We start from the raw sequence: 19,844 nt of genomic DNA, 5'->3' as shown, positions 1-19,844 counted from the left end.
AATGAGGGGTGCCGGCAGTGCGGTAAATTGTGAACCCGCCCCCTGGACAAGGGGCAAGGATTCGGTGTTCCAGGGCAGCAACCAACGGTTGTTGTCCGGGAACCACATAGTGGACGCAAGCAGCATGATCTAACAACACCCTTTATACTTTGACGGACCGTTTGAAGTCGTGTCCGTCCAGGTGCTGGTGTGGTGTAAGTTATCGGCCTATTAGTACCGGTCAGCTTCACGGGTCTTTAGTCCCCGCTTCCACATCCGGCCTATCAACCCAGTGGTCTGGCTGGGGGCCTCTCACACACAAGGTGTATGGAAATCTCATCTCGAAGCGGGCTTCCCGCTTAGATGCTTTCAGCGGTTATCCCATCCGAACGTAGCTAATCAGCGGTGCACTTGGCAGTACAACTGACACACCAGAGGTTCGTCCGTCCCGGTCCTCTCGTACTAAGGACAGCCCTTCTCAAATTTCCTGCGCGCGCAGCGGATAGGGACCGAACTGTCTCACGACGTTCTAAACCCAGCTCGCGTACCGCTTTAATGGGCGAACAGCCCAACCCTTGGGACCTACTCCAGCCCCAGGATGCGACGAGCCGACATCGAGGTGCCAAACCATGCCGTCGATATGGACTCTTGGGCAAGATCAGCCTGTTATCCCCGAGGTACCTTTTATCCGTTGAGCGACGGCCATTCCACAATGTACCGCCGGATCACTAGTCCCGACTTTCGTCCCTGCTCGAGATGTCTCTCTCACAGTCAAGCTCCCTTGTGCACTTACACTCGACACCTGATTGCCAACCAGGCTGAGGGAACCTTTGGGCGCCTCCGTTACTCTTTAGGAGGCAACCGCCCCAGTTAAACTACCCATCAGGCACTGTCCCTGACCCGGATTACGGGCCGAAGTTAGATATCCAGTATGACCAGAGTGGTATTTCAACGATGACTCCACCCGAACTGGCGTCCGGGTCTCACAGTCTCCCACCTATCCTACACAAGCCACACCGAACACCAATACCAAACTATAGTAAAGGTCTCGGGGTCTTTCCGTCCTGCTGCGCGTAACGAGCATCTTTACTCGTACTGCAATTTCGCCGAGTTTATGGTTGAGACAGCGGGGAAGTCGTTACTCCATTCGTGCAGGTCGGAACTTACCCGACAAGGAATTTCGCTACCTTAGGATGGTTATAGTTACCACCGCCGTTTACTGGGGCTTAAATTCCCAGCTTCGCCCGTAAGGGCTAACCGGTCCTCTTAACCTTCCAGCACCGGGCAGGAGTCAGTCCGTATACATCGTCTTGCGACTTCGCACGGACCTGTGTTTTTAGTAAACAGTCGCTTCCCCCTGGTCTCTGCGGCCCCGATCCCCTCCGGACAGCAAGTGTCCATCAAGGTTGGGGCCCCCCTTCTCCCGAAGTTACGGGGGCATTTTGCCGAGTTCCTTAACCATAATTCTCTCGATCGCCTTAGTATTCTCTACCTGATCACCTGTGTCGGTTTGGGGTACGGGCGGCTGGAACCTCGCGCCGATGCTTTTCTAGGCAGCATAGGATCACCGGATCCCCCCGTGAGGGGGTCCCGTCGGATCTCAGGTTCGTCATCAAAGACACCGTGACGGATTTACCTATCACGGACCCTACGTCCTTAGACCAGGTCTACCATCGCCTGGCCCGGCTACCTTCCTGCGTCACACCTGTTAATACGCTTACCTCCCAGGATCAGGTCCCGTGCTCGGCCAAAACCCTCACACCACAAGGGTGATCGGGCAGGCTCCGGACGGTTAGTGTCCCCTGCTTGGTATGGGCGGTTCTTCGCCGGTACGGGAATATCAACCCGTTGTCCATCGACTACGCCTGTCGGCCTCGCCTTAGGTCCCGACTTACCCAGGGCAGATTAGCTTGACCCTGGAACCCTTGATCATTCGGCGGACGGGTTTCTCACCCGTCTTTCGCTACTCATGCCTGCATTCTCACTCGTGTAGGCTCCACCACTGGTTTACACCGCAGCTTCACTGCCCACACGACGCTCCCCTACCACTCCAGACGACTGAACCACGAAGGCTTATCTATATCTGAAATCCACAACTTCGGCGGTGTACTTGAGCCCCGCTACATTGTCGGCGCGGAATCACTTGACCAGTGAGCTATTACGCACTCTTTCAAGGGTGGCTGCTTCTAAGCCAACCTCCTGGTTGTCTGGGCAACTCCACATCCTTTCCCACTTAGCACACGCTTAGGGGCCTTAGTTGGTGGTCTGGGCTGTTTCCCTCTCGACTATGAAGCTTATCCCCCACAGTCTCACTGCTGCGCTCTCACTTACCGGCATTCGGAGTTTGGCTGACGTCAGTAACCTTGTAGGGCCCATTAGCCATCCAGTAGCTCTACCTCCGGTAAGAAACACGCAACGCTGCACCTAAATGCATTTCGGGGAGAACCAGCTATCACGGAGTTTGATTGGCCTTTCACCCCTACCCACAGCTCATCCCCTCCATTTTCAACTGAAGTGGGTTCGGTCCTCCACGACGTCTTACCGTCGCTTCAACCTGGCCATGGGTAGATCACTCCGCTTCGGGTCTAGATCACGCCACTGCATCGCCCTATTCAGACTCGCTTTCGCTACGGCTTCCCCTCACGGGTTAACCTCGCGACGTAACACTAACTCGCAGGCTCATTCTTCAAAAGGCACGCTGTCACAGCAATCAGAGCTGCTCCAACGGTTTGTAGGCACACGGTTTCAGGTACTATTTCACTCCCCTCCCGGGGTACTTTTCACCTTTCCCTCACGGTACTTGTCCGCTATCGGTCATCAGGGAGTATTTAGGCTTACCAGGTGGTCCTGGCAGATTCGCACGGGATTTCTCGGGCCCCGTGCTACTTGGGATCCTCTCCAAGCGGCAGCATGCATTCCGGTTACGGGGCTAACACCCTCTACGGCCCGGCTTTCAAACCGGTTCACCTATACATCTGCACTCACTTCACCGATCCGGCAGAATCGGTACGGAAAGTCCCGCAACCCCAGTGATGCAACGCCCGCCGGCTATCACACACCACTGGTTTAGCCTCTTCCGCGTTCGCTCGCCACTACTAACGGAATCACTGTTGTTTTCTCTTCCTGTGGGTACTGAGATGTTTCACTTCCCCACGTTCCCTCCACGCACCCTATGTGTTCAGATGCGGGTCACCCGGTCACTCGCGCGCCGGGCGGGGTTTCCCCATTCGGACATCCTGGGATCAAAGTTCGGTTATCAACTCCCCCAGGCTTATCGCAGATTCCTACGTCCTTCTTCGGCTCCTGATGCCAAGGCATCCACCGTGTGCCCTTAAAAACTTGACCACAAAAGATCAATTTATTATCGCTATCGAGAAAACCACGGTCTCACCAGGCACCCTGTAAGGGGCACCCGGATCTACCAGGTTTTTCTGAAATTGCACTTAATATTTTAAGATGCTCGCGTCCACTATGTAGTTCTCAAACAACAACCCCGTCACACCCGTCCCCGCACCCGGCAACCCCGCAAGGGACTGCCAACGACACGGTTCCGGCCTGCGCAGGAACAAACAGAAACAAACCGGCAAACCCGCGGTACCTCCCCTTGGAAAGGAGAAGACCCGGGTGCCTGTTGCTTCAGGACCCAACAGTGTGCCAAACGACTAACCGGTCTTACCAGGGCCGCAGAGGAGGTTCCAGGAACCCTCCAAGGAGGGAACGTACTGATCCGTTGCGGCCGGCATGCCGGCGCCTATCCATTGATATTCCACCCTTGAGCACCCACCGGAGAACATATGTCTCCGATATGGGCATCTCCTGCGAAGCACACATCCAACACTGTGGAAGGACATGGTCTTCGAGGTGCTCCTTAGAAAGGAGGTGATCCAGCCGCACCTTCCGGTACGGCTACCTTGTTACGACTTAGTCCCAATCGCCGGTCCCACCTTCGACGGCTCCCTCCCACAAGGGGTTAGGCCACCGGCTTCGGGTGTTACCAACTTTCGTGACTTGACGGGCGGTGTGTACAAGGCCCGGGAACGTATTCACCGCAGCGTTGCTGATCTGCGATTACTAGCGACTCCAACTTCATGAGGTCGAGTTGCAGACCTCAATCCGAACTGAGACCGGCTTTTTGGGATTAGCTCCACCTCACAGTATCGCAACCCTTTGTACCGGCCATTGTAGCATGCGTGAAGCCCAAGACATAAGGGGCATGATGATTTGACGTCGTCCCCACCTTCCTCCGAGTTGACCCCGGCAGTCTCCTATGAGTCCCCGCCATAACGCGCTGGCAACATAGAACGAGGGTTGCGCTCGTTGCGGGACTTAACCCAACATCTCACGACACGAGCTGACGACAACCATGCACCACCTGTAAACCGGCCACAAGTGGGGGACCTGTTTCCAGGCCTTTCCGGTTCATGTCAAGCCTTGGTAAGGTTCTTCGCGTTGCATCGAATTAATCCGCATGCTCCGCCGCTTGTGCGGGCCCCCGTCAATTCCTTTGAGTTTTAGCCTTGCGGCCGTACTCCCCAGGCGGGGCACTTAATGCGTTAGCTACGGCGCGGAAAACGTGGAATGTCCCCCACACCTAGTGCCCAACGTTTACGGCATGGACTACCAGGGTATCTAATCCTGTTCGCTCCCCATGCTTTCGCTCCTCAGCGTCAGTTAATGCCCAGAGACCTGCCTTCGCCATCGGTGTTCCTCCTGATATCTGCGCATTTCACCGCTACACCAGGAATTCCAGTCTCCCCTACATCACTCTAGTCTGCCCGTACCCACTGCAGACCCGGGGTTGAGCCCCGGGCTTTCACAGCAGACGCGACAAACCGCCTACGAGCTCTTTACGCCCAATAATTCCGGATAACGCTTGCGCCCTACGTATTACCGCGGCTGCTGGCACGTAGTTAGCCGGCGCTTCTTCTGCAGGTACCGTCACTTTCGCTTCTTCCCTGCTGAAAGAGGTTTACAACCCGAAGGCATTCGTCCCTCACGCGGCGTCGCTGCATCAGGCTTCCGCCCATTGTGCAATATTCCCCACTGCTGCCTCCCGTAGGAGTCTGGGCCGTGTCTCAGTCCCAGTGTGGCCGGTCACCCTCTCAGGCCGGCTACCCGTCGTCGCCTTGGTGGGCCATTACCCCAACCAACAAGCTGATAGGCCGCGAGTCCATCCAAAACCGCATAAAGCTTTCCACGGACCGCCATGCGGTGGTCCGTTGTATCCGGTATTAGACCCGGTTTCCCAGGCTTATCCCGAAGTCAGGGGCAGGTTACTCACGTGTTACTCACCCGTTCGCCACTAATCATTCTGTGCAAGCACAGAAGTCATCGTTCGACTTGCATGTGTTAAGCACGCCGCCAGCGTTCATCCTGAGCCAGGATCAAACTCTCCGTAAATGTGTTACAGACACAGTGCCGAAGCCAAGGAAAATTGGCTGCAGACACTGCACTAAATTCGAAACCGGCTAAAAAAACCGTCCCATACCCACGGGGTGGGCGGAAACGGCCTGTTCAACCAATCAAAATAAATTGGTATCAATAAACTTGGCACACTATTGAGTTCTCAAACAACAGACGCAATCCGAAAATACTCGGGAAAACAATGTTTTCCTTTTCTTCTTCGCTGCAATGTTTTATATCTTATTCCATTCCGGCGTTATTTGCAATTCGCGGTTTCCCTTGTCGGGAGCCCGTGAGAAGCGTTTTACGCCGTTCCGGACCCAGCATCCAACGGAGTCTTTTCCACCGGCCCTGCAAAGGGCGCGCACTGGTTGGACTCTGTTTTTTGTTGGGGTTTGGCCGCCATGCTCGGGCGCTTTTCCAGCGTCCCGGCCGCGGCGACTTAGAAAACTTTACACACGTTTGCCCCCAGCTGCAAATCGGATTCGGGGTGACTCCGGACACGCATTTCCCGCCCGATTCCGGCGTCGTTTCCGGCGCCTTCCCGCAGTGATCAAACGGCCGCCCGGCCCGGGTTCTCACGGCAGGCCCTGCCCTATCCGGGCGGCAGCAGGGTTTCCTCCAGCCCCGCCAGCCCGGAGGCAGCTGCCTCATCCGTGATGACAGTGACCCGCGGATGCAGCTGGAGGATGGAGGCCGGGCAATCAACACTCACCGGCCCGGTCAGTGCCCGCGCCAGGATTCCTGCCTTCTCCCCGCCACGGACCAACAGCAGCAGGTGCCTGGCACGGCGGATGGTCCCCAACCCCTGGGTAATGCAGAACTGCGGAACCTCCCCCATAGAAGGGAAGAACCGGGCGTTGGCCCTGCGCGTGGTTTCGGACAAGCGCTGCACCCGGGTACGCGAATCCAAGGATGAGCCGGGCTCATTGAAGGCCAAATGGCCGTTATGCCCAATCCCCAGCAGCTGAAGGTCCACTCCCCCGGCACTTTCCAGCCGGCGCTCGAAGGCTTCGGCCGCTTCGAAGGGGTCCTCCGCACTGCCATCCGGTACGGCCACACAGTGCGGGCTTAGTCCGAGCGGGCGCGTGACCTCCCTGTCTATGACGGCGGCATAGGACTGCTCACTGCCGGCCGGCAGCCCGACATACTCATCCAGGGCAAACGCCCGCACACGGGACAGGTCCGGTTCGTGCTCCGCCAGCGCCCGGTACACCGGCAGGGGCGAGGACCCCGTGGCCAGCCCGAGCACGGCATCCGGGCGGTCCCGAACCAGCACCTCTATAAAGGAGGCACCAAGCGCGCCCAGCCCGGCGGCGTCGGGCACCGTATATAGGGCGAGACTCAATGCGGCACCCTGGGGACGTTGCCGACCCTATATAGGGCGGGAAAATCGGGACTCAATGAGGGTTCGCTTCGCAGGCACGGCAGCACGGGAAGCACAGGGGATGCTGTCCGGGCTGCTGCCTTTACCTGCATAGCTGGGGAACGCTGCATGGGCACACTCCTGATCCGGCGGGTTTTCCAGTATGGCTCCGTACCCGGAATATGGCTCTACGCCCCGGAACTACACCCGGAATCCGCTGCGAGTCGAGGCCCGGAATTTTCGGGTAGACTGGTTCCCGGCCCCTCATGTGGTGTCATCCTGTGAACTCCCCCAGGACCGGAAGGTAGCAAGGGTAAGCGGGCTCTGGCAGGTGCATGGGGGGTCTTTAATTTTTTTGAGGAAGTGGAGTTTCCACCGTGCCTGCCGCCGGAGGAAAAACCGTCAGTGCCAACCGATAGGCTTCTATCTGTGAGTACAGCCCTTTACCGCCGCTACCGTCCCGAGAGTTTCGCAGACGTGATCGGCCAGGAGCACGTCACGGAGCCGCTGATGGCGGCCCTGCAAAAGAACCGCGTGAACCACGCGTACCTCTTCTCCGGCCCGCGCGGCTGCGGCAAAACAACCTCTGCGCGCATCCTTGCCCGCTGCCTTAACTGTGCCGAGGGCCCCACCCCGGTCCCCTGCGGCAAGTGCGACAGCTGCGTTGAGCTGGCCCGCGACGGTTCCGGCAGCCTCGATGTCATTGAGATTGACGCGGCCAGCCACGGCGGCGTCGACGACGCCCGCGACCTCCGGGAGCGCGCCACCTTCGCCCCGGTCCGGGACCGCTACAAGATCTTCATCATCGACGAGGCCCACATGGTCACGTCCGCCGGCTTCAACGCCCTGCTGAAGATCGTGGAAGAGCCGCCGGAGCACATCAAGTTCATCTTCGCCACCACGGAGCCGGACAAGGTTATTGGAACCATCCGGTCCCGTACGCACCACTACCCCTTCCGCCTCGTTCCGCCGGAACCGCTGCTGGCTTACCTTGAGAAGCTCTGCGCGCAGGAGAACGTAGCGGTCGCCCCGGGCGTCCTTTCCCTGGTGATCCGCGCCGGCGGCGGGTCCGTGCGAGACACCCTTTCCGTCCTTGACCAGCTCATGGCCGGTGCCGGCCCCGACGGCCTGGACTACGAACTGGCCGTCTCGCTGCTGGGTTACACCCCGGTGTCGCTGCTCGACGACGTCGTCGACGCCGTTGCCGCCGCAGACGCAGCTACCGTATTCCGCGCCGTGGACCGTGTCATCCAGACCGGCCAGGATCCCCGCCGGTTTGTCGAAGACCTGCTGGAACGCTTCCGGGACCTGATTATCGTCAACGCCATGCCGGACAGCGCATCCACCGTGCTCCGCGGCATGCCGGAAGACCAGATCAACCGGATGCAGACCCAGGCCACCCAACTGGGCAGCAGCGAACTATCCCGCGCCGCAGACATCACCAACACTGCCTTGACCGAGATGACCGGCGCCACGTCGCCGCGGCTGCACCTCGAATTGCTCTGCGCCCGTATTCTGCTTCCGGCCGCAGACCAGGCCGAACGCGGGACGGCCGCGCGGGTGGACCGATTGGAGCGCCGGCTCAGTTATGCAGGCGATCCCACCGAGGCAATGGGCCGCGCCGCAGCTGCAGCGTCTCCGGTGAACACCATTCCCGCGGCCGCACCCACGGCTTCGCAGGCGGCCGCTTCAGCTCCTGCGGTGGACGAAGCTCCGGCATCTCCCCGGGGAATCGACTTTGCGGCAACGCCGGCCCCGGATGCAGCAGCAGCAACTCCTGCCGCCCCGGCAGCCTCCAGCCAGGACAACAAGCCCGCCGGAAGTTCCCTGGACTGGGGAGGTACGTGGTCCACTCCGGCGCAGACGCCTTCCCCGGCGGACGCCCCTGCCGCTTCAAACGCCGCGCCCGCAGCGGGATCCAACGGTTCCCGCGCGGCCTCCGGCGGACCGTCGCAACCCGCGCAGTCGCAGCAGCCGTCGTCCCAGCCAGCGCAGCAGGCACCGGCACAGCAGGCACCGACTCAGCCAGCCACCCAGCCCGCGCCGGCACAGCAGGCGCAGCAGGCACCGGCACAGCCGGCCCAGCCTCAGCAGCGGCAGGCTCCGGCCGGCGGTCCCGCTTCGGCTCCAGCTGGCGGAAGCGGACAGATCGAAATGATCCGCCGTGCCTGGCCGGAAATCATGGATGCCCTGACCAGCATCCGCCGTGCCACCTGGCTGAACGTCAGCAAAAACTCCAGCCCGCGCGCCTTTGACGGCAAGGTGCTTGAACTTGCCTTCACCAACCCCGGCGCTGCCACCAACTTCAACCGCCCTGACCATTTGGAGAACCTGCGCAAGGCGATCCATCAGGTCCTGGCGCTGGACTGCCAGATCAATCCGATCCATGACAGCTCGGCGTCAGCGGGTGAGTCGGGCCCAAAAGCCGATAGCCGGCAAGCGCCGGCATCCGCACCGGCCGCCAAGGCACCGGTAGTTCAGGCACAACCGGTTCAGGCGCCTCCGGCGCAGGCGCCTGCCGCCCAAGGTCCGTCGGTGCAGGATGGCCGAAGCACCACGGCTGCTGTCGCTCCTTCCAGCGAAACCGCTAAGGTTACCGGCGTTGCTTCCGATGCCCCGGACTCGCGTGCAGCTTCGGCTTCGGCCCCGGGTTCGGCCCCGAAGGCACCTGTGGCAGCGGCAGCGGAGCCAGCGAACCGAGCAGTTCCGACGCAGCAGGCTCAGGCCGTTGCGGCACCGGTGGACGCACCCGCAGCTGTTACCCCGTCCGCACCCGTTTCTCCCAACGAACCGGCGGCACCAGACGCACCGGTCAACGCGGCTTCGGCTGCCCTCCGGCGCCGCGCCGGCAATTCCAACGGCGGCGGAACTCCGTCTACCGGTCCGGGCCATGCCGCCCGCGGAACCTCCGGCCGGAACGGCAGCGCCAGCGCCACTGCCGGCGCACGGACTGCAGGGCGATCAGCCGGAAACCGTCCTTCCGATGAGCCCTGGCCGGACGAGCCCAGCGATCCGTTCAACGATGCGCCCGAAAGCAACGCGTGGGAAACCGCCGAGGCACCCGCGGACGTCTACTCCGGTGGGCACCTCTCGGACTCCGAATGGGCAAGCACCGACTGGGCCGGCACCGGGTCCAGCACCCGACCGGCCGGCGGAAACTCCGCGGCGGATAGCCGGGCCGGCGGCGGACAGACCTCCCCGTCGTCAGCCGTACCCGCAGGCGTCCCGCGGGCTGCGGCACCGGCGTCGGCACCGGCGTCGACCGCCCCCACGGGCCTGACCGCCCGGCCCGGAACCACGACGGCGCCGGGTCAAGACCGGGGTGCAGCAGCACCAGGCGTCCGGACATCCGTTCCGCCGACGACGACGTCCCCCGCCGCCCCCGCCGGCGGTGCTCCCAACCAGCCGCTGAGCCGTTACCAGAAGCTCCTCAATGAAGCTGCCCAGCGCGGCGGCGGAGCCCCCGTCCGGGGGAGCCGCCCAGTAGACTCGACCTACGTCGAAGATGTTCCCAGCGCGGATGACATCACGCTTGAGGATTCCGGTCTGGTGGGGCGTAAGGCGATCGAACGGATTCTGGGCGGGCGACTGATCGAGGAACGCAGCCTGGACGGCCGCTGACCAGCGCTGGTCCCCCGCAAGACGCCCGCTCCGGGGCCCGCAGCATGCGGAAAACCCCGGTAACAGCCAGCTATAAACGCAGTTCAACCCAGCAGAGAAGGTTACGTGTACGAAGGTGCCGTTCAGGAACTCATCGATGAACTAGGCCGTCTTCCCGGCGTCGGGCCCAAGTCCGCCCAGCGCATCGCGTTCCACATCCTCGAATCCGATCCCGATGACATGAAGAAGCTGGCCACGGCCATTGTCACGGTCAAGGACCGGGTGAAGTTCTGCAGTGTCTGCGGCAACGTCACGGAGCAGGAAACCTGCACCATCTGCAGGGACCCGCGGCGGGACCCGACCATGATCTGCGTGGTCGAAGAGTCCAAGGACGTGATTGCGGTGGAGCGTACGCGGTCCTTCCGCGGCCGCTACCACGTGCTGGGCGGCGCCATTAACCCGATTGCCGGCATCGGTCCGGACCAGCTGCGCATCCGGGAGCTGCTCAGCCGGCTGTCGGATGAGCAGATCTCCGAAATCATCATCGCCACCGACCCGAACCTCGAGGGCGAAGCCACGGCCACCTATTTGGTGCGGATGCTCAAGACCCTGGGCATCAAGGTCACGCGCCTGGCCTCCGGCCTGCCCGTCGGCGGAGACCTGGAATACGCGGACGAAATCACCCTCGGCCGCGCCTTTGAGGGCCGTCGGAGCATGTCCTAAGCCAGGACGCCCGTAGGACCCCTAGTCGAGTAGGTCCCTTAGGCGATCCGCGTTCCGGCAGCGAGCTTGCGGACCGGCGTCCGCAGCCGGCGCCGGCCCAGGAAAACCAGCGCCGCAGCCAGCGCCGCCTGGAGTGTGAGCCCCAGCGGCCAGATCGGCGGCACGTCGGGTTCGCCGGCCTCCCGGACCTCGCCGTTGATGCACCGCATGCTGTAGTCCGGTCCGGCCTGGGCCAGGCGCACCACGGAGCTGATCCCCTCCATCACTCCGCTGGAGGTGTATCCGTTCTCGTCCCGTTCCGACGTGACGGGAATCGAATCGGCCACCACCACGAAGGGGTTGGCCGCAAGGATCCACGCAATTCGCTCCGTGTGTGCCACGGTCACATCCATTAACGGACCCGAACAGGTGTATTCGTCCATGCCGTCGCCGGTGTAGCCGTAATATGTCTGGCTGTTGGCCTTGACGGTCTCCTCGGTCAGGAAGCCGCTCAACCCGAACGCGATCAGGGTGCCCAGCCCCAGCAGGGCCACCAGCATGTAGGTGACCACAATGGAGAACAGCGGACGGGCAGCCAGGGCGGAAACGCCAACCCCCACCGCGCAGACAATCCCCAGCTCCACGGCCAGCATAACGAGTGCCACCACGGCCGAGAGCGGCTGGACACCGCCCAGGGCCAGGGCCCACAGCAGGAAGGGAATGCTGGCCACGAGGAACCCCATGGACGCCAGCCAGGACGCCAGCCACTTTCCGGCTAGGATCTGGCCGGGGCGCAGTAGGGTGACCTGCAGGATGGCCAGTGTTCCGGCGGCACGGTCGCCGTTGACGGCATTGGCTGAGAGCGCCGGTGCCAGCAGCAGTCCGAAGAACAGGATGAAGCCAACCATCAGCTCGTAGAGCACCGGGCCCTGCGGCCCCAGGGTGGCGGAGGAACTCAGGGCCGTCAGGGTGGCCACCAGCCCGATCACCACAAACCAGACAACCAACAGCACATACCAGCTGCGGGAGCGCAGCCGCTGCTTCATCTCCAGTGCGAAAACGGAACGCACCCCGCGCCAATAGCCGAGCGCCGGGGCATCAGGGGTAAGGGTCTGCGTACTCATCCGCGATCAGCGTCCAAACTCATGTAGGTCTCCTCCAGAGCACCGCCGGCGGGCGCAAAGGCCGTAACGGCAACGTCGGCCAGCACCAGGGACCGCAGCAGCTCGGCTGCGGCGGCTTCCCCCGCCAACCGGACCTGGATCTCCGGCCGGCCGGCGCCGCCCTGCTGGCGATAAGGGATGCCGCGTTCGTCCACCTGCCGCAGCAGCGAACCGGTGTTCAGGGAGCGGATGGCGTACCAGCGTTCCTGCGCATCGGCGTCGGCAAGTGATTGGGTCTTCACCGTCTCGCCACGGGCCACGAAGACTGCCCGATCCACCATTTCGTCCAGTTCCGAGAGGACATGCGAAGACACCACCACGGTTTTGCCTTCGCCAGCGAGCCGGCGCAGCAGCACCCGAAGGTCCACCCGGGATCCCGGATCGAGCCCCGACGCCGGTTCATCCAACAGCAGGACAGACGGGTCATGGATCAGTGCACGGGCCAGGCTCAGCCGCTGCTGCTGGCCGCGGGAAAACACGCGTGCCGGCTTGTCCGCGAAGTCGGTGAGATGAACGGTTTCCAGCAGCTCGGCCGCCCGCTGTCCGGCCAACGAGCGCTCCATGCCGTAGAGGCCGCCCACCGTCACCAGGATTTCCCGCGCCGTCAGGGACCCCCAGGTGCCCAGGGTGTCCGGCATCCAGCCGATCCCCGCACGCACCCGGCGCGGGTCCACCAATGGGTCGAATCCGTTGATCCGCACCGATCCGGCGTCGGGGGCCAGCAGGGAAGCCAGGATCAGCAGCAGGGTGGTCTTCCCGGAGCCGTTCGGACCGATCAACGCAGTGACCTCGCCGGCGGGCGCGGTGAAGTCCATGTTGCGGATCGCTGCGACATTTCCGAAGCTGCGCTGAATTCCTTCGGCGACCACGCCGGCGCCAGTGACGGCTCTCTTCCCCATGTCGCCCACCATAGGGGCCGGCGTCGTACACCGCGCCCGGACTCGCCGGTGGCGGTAGGTTACGCACCTGTATTTCGGGACTTCCCGACGGCGGCGATAGACTTTCTGGACGGACGAAAGTGAGTAGTGCCGCCCGCTTTTCCGGGGGAACAGTTCGAAGCCGCGTCGAAGATGCCGGGCACCGCAGCCACAATGAAACTTGAGAAAGTGTACGCATGAGCCTGATAGTGCAGAAATTCGGCGGTTCCTCCGTAGCGGACGCCGACGGTATCAAGCGCGTGGCCAAACGCGTGGTGGATACCCATGCCGCCGGAAACGAAGTGGTGGTTGTCGTCTCCGCCATGGGCGACAGCACCGACGAACTGCTGGACCTGGCCGGCCAGATCACCTCGCTGAACAATGCCCGGGAAATGGACATGCTGCTCAGCGCCGGGGAGCGAATCTCGATGGCACTGCTGGCCATGGCCATTAACCAGCTCGGCGGCTCCGCGCAGTCCTTCACCGGCAGCCAGGCCGGCATGATCACCGATGCGATCCACGGCAAGGCCCGGATCATCGATGTATCCCCGCACCGCATCAAGACCGCCATCGAGCGCGGCGACATCGCCATCGTTGCCGGTTTCCAGGGTGTCAGCCAGGACAGTCACGACATCACGACTCTGGGCCGGGGCGGTTCGGACACCACTGCGGTGGCCCTGGCCGCGGCTCTCGAGGCCGACGTCTGCGAGATCTACACCGACGTTGACGGCGTGTACACCGCCGATCCGCGGGTGGTTTCAAGCGCCCAGAAGATCGAGAAGATTTCCAGCGAGGAAATGCTGGAGTTGGCCGCTTCCGGCGCCAAGATCCTGCACCTGCGCTGCGTGGAATACGCCCGCCGCTTCGGCGTTCCCCTGCACGTCCGCTCGTCCTTCAGCTCACACGAGGGAACCTGGGTTCTGCCCAGCCCCGATGACAAGATCAAGATTCAAGAGGGAGAACCCTTGGAACAGCCCATCATCTCCGGCGTTGCCCACGACCGTTCCGAAGCCAAGGTCACCGTGGTGGGTGTTCCGGACATCCCCGGCAAGGCCGCGGAAATCTTCGGCATCGTCGCCGGCGCCAACTCCAACATCGACATGATCGTGCAGAACGTGTCCACCCAGGGGTCGGGCCGGACGGACATCTCCTTCACGCTGCCCATCATTGACGGCAAGGAAGCCATCGATGCGCTGAACGCCGCGAAGGCCGAAGTCGGCTTCGACTCCATCGACTACGACGAGCAGATCGGCAAGCTCTCCCTCATCGGCGCCGGCATGCGGTCCAACCCGGGCGTCTCGCACCGCTTCTTCGAGGCCCTGCACCATGCCGGGGTGAACATCGACATGATCTCCACCTCCGAGATCCGCATCTCCGTGGTCACCAGCGCCAAGCTGCTGGACACCGCAGTACGCGCGGTGCACGCTGCCTTCGGGCTCGACGGCGACAGCGAGGCCACGGTGTACGGCGGCACCGGGCGCTAGGGCCGCTTAGGCAAAATCGGGCAGCAAAGAGGCCGGCACCCACACGGTGCCGGCCTCTGGCGTATCCGGAGCTTATTCGGGGCCTATTCGGGCTTGCGCGAGACGATGTAGCTGCTGCCGTCGGCCCGGGTCACGGTTTCCCACATCGCCTTCTCCTGCGCCTGCTGCTCCTTGAGCAGCGCCTGGTTCTCCTCCGTCATCGGATGGTCCAGCGACCCCTGCTGCGCGGGTCCGAAGATCAGCCGCACCTTGCCCGTGGTCCGCATGAACCGGGTTACAAAGCTTTCCTTCTCAACCATGCTGCACCTTTCCGACGGGCATTGCTGCTCCTATCGTACTAACGATCAGCGCGCCAACCGTTGGCGGCGTTGGGCAGGACGACGGCGGCACCGCCTAGGCGAACACCTCCCGTGCGGCGGCGATGACGGCGTCGGGCCGGTCGGCAGCCACAAAATGGTTGGCTCCGGACAGGTAGTCGACCTCCAAGTCGTCGCAGAACTGTTCGTAGCCGTGCACAAAGCCGGCCTGCATGCCGGGATCGTCGGTGCCGATAAGGACGCGCGTCCGCGTGGCCAGCCGGGTGTTTCGGTAGGCCCCGCGCATGATCCGCACGCCTTCGGGATTGATGAACTGCCGGTACAGTGCCGATCCGGCGCGGGACCGGGCAGGGTCCGCATAACGGCCGGCGAATAGGTCGAGGTCCTGCTCCGTGAACGATCCCGCGGCCGAGAAGTCCGCAAGGACCCTCCGCACCAGAGCCGGGCGCAGCAGCGCGGCTCCGATAACCGGCACGGCCACCACGTTGTGCCGGACATGCCGAAGGATGGTCAGCACCATGCGGATGTCGAAGTTGAAGTACGGAGGGGGAATGCTCAGTGAAAGGTGTGCCGAAACCCGATCCGGGTTGCGGAGGCAGACCTGATAGGTGACCAGCGAGCCCCAGTCATGCGAGAGAACGCCGACCTTCTCAAGACCCAGGGCATCCAGCAGTCCCAGAAAGTCAGCGGCCAGCTGATCCCGCCCGTAACCAGTGCCGGGCGCATCGGTCCAGCCGGCCCCGCGCCCATCCGGGCAGATCACCCGGTGGTTCTCGGCGAGCGGGCCGATGATCCGGTGCCATTGCCACCAGTGCTCGGGAAAGCCGTGCAGGAGCACCAGGGGAGGGCCCTGCCCGGCCTCGGCGACATGGACGTTCAGGCCGCCGACATTAACCGTGCGATGTGTCACCCCGTCGAGCCGGGGCTGGCTATCCAGTGTTGTTTTCATGCTCCGACGCTACTGCGGACATAGTGGAATGTCACTACGTTTCTAGTTTATTTTCACTATGTCTATAGTGAGGGTATGGAGTCACCCCGAAACCGCGCCCTCGATGCCGCCATTGATCTGGTGGGCACCCAGGGCCTGCGAGCCCTCACTCACGGCCGCGTGGATGCCGCTGCGGAACTTCCGCGCGGCTCGACATCGAACTATTTCCGCACCCGCGCGCAGTTGCTGGCCGGAGTCCTGGGGCGTATCGCCGAGCGGGAAATGGGCGGCATCTCCGGCGCGTTCGCAGCCGGAACCCCGGCGGAACTGATCGATAGCCTGGGAACCCTGATCGAAACGACCACCGGTCCCCTGCGGGTGCTGACCACGGCCCGGCTGGCCGTTTTCCTCGAAGCCAGCCGCGACCCGCAGCTTCAGGAGGTGGCTTCCGGCGGGCGGCAGGCGATGCGCGCAGTCATCGCGGACGCCTTTGAACGGCTCGGCGCCGCCGAGCCCGGCCGGCTCAGCGACGCAGTAGTGGCCTGCTGCGAGGGCCTGATCCTGCATCGGATCACCCGGGGCGACACCACCGACCCACGTGCGGTCTTCGCAGCCATCCTGGCCGGGAAGTTTCCCGGCTCCGACTCCTGACAACTCCCGTGGAGTGCCGTTGCACGGCACCCGGAAAACAACCAGGGGACGTAGGCTGCGGCGCCGGCTGTCCGGGATAATGGAACGGTGATTGCTCCCGCCCACCCCACCGTCCTCAGCGAGGACCAATGGCTGCCGCGGCAGTCCGCGCACGAAGAACGCGTCCGGCCCTTCACCGAAGGATTCCTGGCGCGGCGCTCGGCCGGGCGGAAGCATCCGGTGGAGGACTTCCTCTTCACCTACTATTCCCAGAAACCCGGCCAGCTGCTGCGCTGGCACCCGGGCGCCGGCGTCGTTCTCACCGGCCCGTCCGCACTGGAACGCACCGGCTGGAAGTTCTACCGGACACTGACGGAAGCGGAACGGGACGCCGCGGGGATCGACGCCGAAACACCCGCTGTCACTGTGGATACCGAGGGGTTCGCGGCGGTGCGCGGTGACGCCCTCGGGTTCACCACCATGCTGCTTTCCCGCACTGCCGCGCGAAAGCCGGTGCTGGGATGCTTCGGCATGCACGAGTGGGCCATGGCCTACAAGTCGGAAGACAACGGCATCCGGCACGATTACCTGCAGCTGCGGCTCGGCGCCGACGGGACGGACGAGCTGGTGGAGCGCAGCCGGATCCGCTGCACCCACTTCGATGCCTTCCGGTTCTACACACCGGAAGCAGTGCCCCTGAACGAGCTCACGCCCACCCGCGAGAACCAGCGGGAGCTGGAACAGCCCGGCTGCCTGCACGCCAACATGGACCTGTACAAATGGGCCTACAAACTGGTGCCGCTGCTCCCCAGCGAGGTGGTTATGGACGCCTTCGAGCTGTCCTGGCGCATCCGGGAAATGGACATGTGTGCCTCCCCTTACGACCTGGCCGATTGGGGTTACACCCCGATTGCGGTGGAAACTCCGGCCGGCCGGGCGCAGTACGCAGCCGCACAACGCGGCTTCGCCGAGGAATCGCAGCAGTTGCGGGCGCACATCCTGAGCCTGCTGGAACCCTTTGGAGGTCAGCTATGCAACCAGAACCGACAGGCCGGGTTATCCGCACCGGACCCGAGTCCTACGACCTGATTCTTCACCGCAGCTTTCCCGAACCGGCTGCGGCCGTGTGGCCCAGTTTTACCAACCCCGACCTGACAGGCCAGTGGTTCGGCCGCTGGGAAGGAACCCCTGGCAGGGGCGGCACCGTTGACCTGCAGCTGCTCTTCGAAGAGGGCCTGCCGTGGAGCCGGGTCCGGATAGCGGAGTGCGTCTCTCCGGAACTTCTGCGCCTGCTGGTCGAGGATGAATACGGCAGCTGGGACCTGGAGATCCGCCTCCGGGACGAACCGGCCGGCACCGCACTGGGTTTTATCCACCACTTGGAGGATCCGCAGGCCGCCTCAAGCATCGGCCCGGGCTGGGAATACTACCTGGACCACCTGCTGGCCGCCCGCAGCGGCGGCCCGGCTCCGGACTTCGAGGACTACTTCCCAAGCCAGGAAGCCTACTTCGCGGCCTCCGCAGAGGCCGCCGCGGATTCGCCCGACCCTGCTTGACAGGGTTGGCTAGGCTGGTGGCTCCGCTACCAATGGAGGCCGTTCAGTGCGCAACATCCGAGGAATAGCATTAGTCCCCATGCTGCTGTGCACCGCCGTCCTGTTGGCAGCCTGCGGCGCCGATTCCGGCCGTTCTCCGGATTCCCGGGAATCAACAGGCTCCCCCAGTGAGTCAACGACGGCACCGACCTCGCCCGTCGGCCCGCCCACACCGATCGGCTCCCCTACCCCGATTCCCGGGACCGGCGGGGCCTCGGCGGAGGCGCCGGTCTCTCTGACCGTGGAGTTCAGCGCGGACGGGACAACGCCGAGCAGCACGTGGACGCTGCAGTGCGACGGCGCCGAGCCGCGGGAAGGCTCGACCGTACCGGATCCTGCCGGTGCCTGTGCCGTGCTTGCCGAACAGGGGGCAGCCGCCCTCGCTGAGCCGGCAGCGGACTTGATGTGCACCCAGGAAATCCGCGGCATGCAGCGCGCACACGTCACCGGCATGGTTCGCGGCGAGGCCGTGGACACAACCTTCTCACTGACTGACGGCTGCCAGATTTCGCGCTGGGAGCGGCTTACCGCCCTGCTGGGCCCGGCGGACGGCTCCCTCTAGCTACCGGAGCACGCTTTCCCGGCGGGTCAGGATCACCAACGTGCAAATTGGACCCAGCACGGGAAATATCAGGCAGAAGAGAAGCAGTCCAAGCCGCTCCCCGGCAGTGACTGCGCTCGAGCGGGCCAGGCGGATGACCGCCCACACCAGTAAAAGCAGCAGCACTGCGGCGATGCCGGAAACCAGGAGTGTATCGGCGGCCGGGATGGTCGGGTTGGCACCGTCATTCATGAGCTGCCCCCGCTCCGCTGGGCTCCTGCGCTGCCGGCCGGTCCCGTTTGCGCCGCACATGCACCTGCTTGCGTATCCGGGCAACCACGTCGCCGCTGCCGTCGGTCACGTCCACCGAAAACCATTCGAGAACCTTCTCCCCGCCCGCGGCCTGCTTGCGCAGCCGTTCGACGTCGGCCGGGTCCAGGACAAACTCGGCCCGCACCTCGCCCTTTCCCGGCTTCAGGAACTCAATCTCCGCTGCACGGTCCCAGACCACGTGGTCACGGCCGAGGTGGTGGAGCAGCATCATCATCCAGAACGGGTCCGTCATGGCGAACAGGGAGCCGCCGAAATGAACGCCGGCCACGTTCTTGTTCCACCAGTAGGACCGCAGCCGCACAGAGACACCCAGGTACTCAGGGTCCAGTCGGGTGATTCGAATACCGGTAAAGGCAAAGGGCGGCCATACGTTCATTAGCCGGCGAACCGTGGCCGGGCTTGCTTGTAGGAGTCTCACGGCCCCACTCTAACCAGAGGTAATCCAGCTCACACAACGGCCGCAATCTGCACCTGATCCTGCACCCCATGGCCTATTATTGAATAAGCATGCTTAGTATTCTTCCGGACAACGGAGTTCTGGACCGACTGAAAGCGCAAAAATGTCTATAGAAGCAAAGGACCAATATCTCTGGGCACGCGGGATCCTCGAGTCCGACGACGCCGAGTACATGCACTGCGGCGAACCCATGCAGCCCCGGGACAGCCGGCAGCTGTCCATCTTCGAACCGATCACTGTGGAATCCATGCCGCAGGAACCGGTGGATGTACAGCTGGAAACCACCGTGCTCCGCTGCGTCTGCGGCTTCCAGCTGGAGATCCCGGCCTAGGCCCGGAGTCGTCACCGTAACGCAGGTAACGCGGCTAGAATGGCAAGTGCAAGCTCGCGGAGCGCTGAATCAGCGTGAGACGGCAAGGTCCGCGGCCA

15 protein-coding genes, 2 rRNA genes and 1 other RNA gene are annotated in these 19,844 nt (G+C 63.2%); 9 read left to right on the top strand and 9 right to left on the bottom strand.

The window, feature by feature from the left end; translation table 11 throughout:
• Positions 1–189: 189 nt before the first annotated feature.
• The 3 genes from N2K99_RS01105 to N2K99_RS01095 form a co-directional block, all read right to left on the bottom strand.
• Positions 190–3,324, bottom strand: a 23S ribosomal RNA gene (locus tag N2K99_RS01105).
• A gap of 527 nt (positions 3,325–3,851) precedes the next feature.
• Positions 3,852–5,379 (bottom strand): 16S ribosomal RNA (locus tag N2K99_RS01100).
• The 16S and 23S rRNA genes sit together here, the layout of an rRNA operon.
• 598 nt (positions 5,380–5,977) lie before the next feature.
• Positions 5,978–6,730 carry a glucosamine-6-phosphate deaminase gene (locus N2K99_RS01095; protein ID WP_227932580.1) on the bottom strand — a complete coding sequence of 251 codons (753 nt, stop codon included), beginning with the start codon at positions 6,728–6,730 and terminating at the stop codon, positions 5,978–5,980.
• A 273-nt stretch (positions 6,731–7,003) separates the two neighbouring features.
• Here N2K99_RS01095 and ffs point away from each other — a divergent pair.
• The 3 genes from ffs to recR all read left to right on the top strand — a co-directional run bounded on the left by ffs (position 7,004) and on the right by recR (position 11,071).
• Positions 7,004–7,099, top strand: an RNA gene (gene ffs / locus N2K99_RS01090) — signal recognition particle sRNA small type.
• 78 nt (positions 7,100–7,177) lie between these two features.
• Positions 7,178–10,369, top strand: a complete 3,192-nt coding sequence (locus tag N2K99_RS01085; protein ID WP_227932581.1) for a DNA polymerase III subunit gamma and tau — start codon at positions 7,178–7,180, stop codon at positions 10,367–10,369.
• A 105-nt stretch (positions 10,370–10,474) separates the two neighbouring features.
• Entirely contained in the window at positions 10,475–11,071 is a 597-nt protein-coding gene (recR, locus tag N2K99_RS01080; protein WP_227920863.1) for a recombination mediator RecR, read from the top strand.
• 38 nt (positions 11,072–11,109) lie between these two features.
• On the opposite strand, the gene N2K99_RS01075 is transcribed toward recR, so the two are convergent.
• Both N2K99_RS01075 and N2K99_RS01070 read right to left on the bottom strand, forming a co-directional pair.
• On the bottom strand, positions 11,110–12,174 hold the full coding sequence (locus N2K99_RS01075) for an ABC transporter permease (RefSeq protein ID WP_227932582.1): 1,065 nt from the start codon (positions 12,172–12,174) through the stop codon (positions 11,110–11,112).
• Positions 12,171–13,112, bottom strand: coding sequence for an ABC transporter ATP-binding protein (locus tag N2K99_RS01070; protein ID WP_227920859.1), 942 nt, complete (start codon positions 13,110–13,112; stop codon positions 12,171–12,173). The genes N2K99_RS01075 and N2K99_RS01070 overlap by 4 nt, the downstream gene beginning before the upstream one ends.
• Before the next feature lie 215 nt (positions 13,113–13,327).
• Here N2K99_RS01070 and N2K99_RS01065 point away from each other — a divergent pair, with 215 nt between their 5' ends.
• Positions 13,328–14,614, top strand: coding sequence for an aspartate kinase (locus N2K99_RS01065; protein WP_227932583.1), 1,287 nt, complete (start codon positions 13,328–13,330; stop codon positions 14,612–14,614).
• Positions 14,615–14,697: 83 nt separating this feature from the next.
• Here the strand turns inward: N2K99_RS01065 and N2K99_RS01060 are convergent, their stop codons facing one another.
• Together N2K99_RS01060 and N2K99_RS01055 are read right to left on the bottom strand one after the other, a co-directional pair.
• On the bottom strand, positions 14,698–14,913 hold the full coding sequence (locus N2K99_RS01060; RefSeq protein WP_227932584.1) for a hypothetical protein: 216 nt from the start codon (positions 14,911–14,913) through the stop codon (positions 14,698–14,700).
• A gap of 94 nt (positions 14,914–15,007) precedes the next feature.
• The gene (locus N2K99_RS01055; RefSeq protein WP_227932585.1) at positions 15,008–15,880 is read right to left on the bottom strand and encodes an alpha/beta fold hydrolase; all 873 of its coding nucleotides are present in this window, start codon (positions 15,878–15,880) and stop codon (positions 15,008–15,010) included.
• A 75-nt stretch (positions 15,881–15,955) separates the two neighbouring features.
• Here N2K99_RS01055 and N2K99_RS01050 point away from each other — a divergent pair, with 75 nt between their 5' ends.
• The 4 genes from N2K99_RS01050 (at position 15,956) to N2K99_RS01035 (ending at position 18,646) form a co-directional block, all read left to right on the top strand.
• Entirely contained in the window at positions 15,956–16,510 is a 555-nt protein-coding gene (locus N2K99_RS01050; protein WP_227920855.1) for a TetR/AcrR family transcriptional regulator, read from the top strand.
• A gap of 90 nt (positions 16,511–16,600) precedes the next feature.
• Positions 16,601–17,578, top strand: coding sequence for a 3-methyladenine DNA glycosylase (locus N2K99_RS01045; protein WP_374200026.1), 978 nt, complete (start codon positions 16,601–16,603; stop codon positions 17,576–17,578).
• A complete protein-coding gene (locus N2K99_RS01040; protein WP_227932587.1) occupies positions 17,521–18,045 on the top strand; it encodes an SRPBCC domain-containing protein in 525 nt (174 codons plus the stop codon). The genes N2K99_RS01045 and N2K99_RS01040 overlap by 58 nt, the downstream gene beginning before the upstream one ends.
• 79 nt (positions 18,046–18,124) lie before the next feature.
• Entirely contained in the window at positions 18,125–18,646 is a 522-nt protein-coding gene (locus N2K99_RS01035; protein WP_227932588.1) for a hypothetical protein, read from the top strand.
• On the opposite strand, the gene N2K99_RS01030 is transcribed toward N2K99_RS01035, so the two are convergent.
• On the bottom strand, positions 18,647–18,877 hold the full coding sequence (locus N2K99_RS01030; RefSeq protein ID WP_227932589.1) for a hypothetical protein: 231 nt from the start codon (positions 18,875–18,877) through the stop codon (positions 18,647–18,649).
• Positions 18,870–19,376, bottom strand: coding sequence for a DUF4442 domain-containing protein (locus tag N2K99_RS01025; protein WP_227920843.1), 507 nt, complete (start codon positions 19,374–19,376; stop codon positions 18,870–18,872). Before N2K99_RS01025 ends, N2K99_RS01030 begins: the two co-directional genes overlap by 8 nt.
• Before the next feature lie 142 nt (positions 19,377–19,518).
• Here N2K99_RS01025 and N2K99_RS01020 point away from each other — a divergent pair, with 142 nt between their 5' ends.
• Entirely contained in the window at positions 19,519–19,746 is a 228-nt protein-coding gene (locus N2K99_RS01020; RefSeq protein WP_227920841.1) for a hypothetical protein, read from the top strand.
• Positions 19,747–19,844: the final 98 nt, after the last annotated feature.

The organism is Arthrobacter sp. zg-Y1110, from assembly GCF_025244865.1.
In the GTDB taxonomy this organism is placed as follows: Bacteria; Actinomycetota; Actinomycetes; order Actinomycetales; family Micrococcaceae; genus Arthrobacter_B.
The sequence above is the reverse complement of the archived record's forward strand: the minus strand, read 5'-3'. Positions and strand labels throughout refer to the sequence as shown.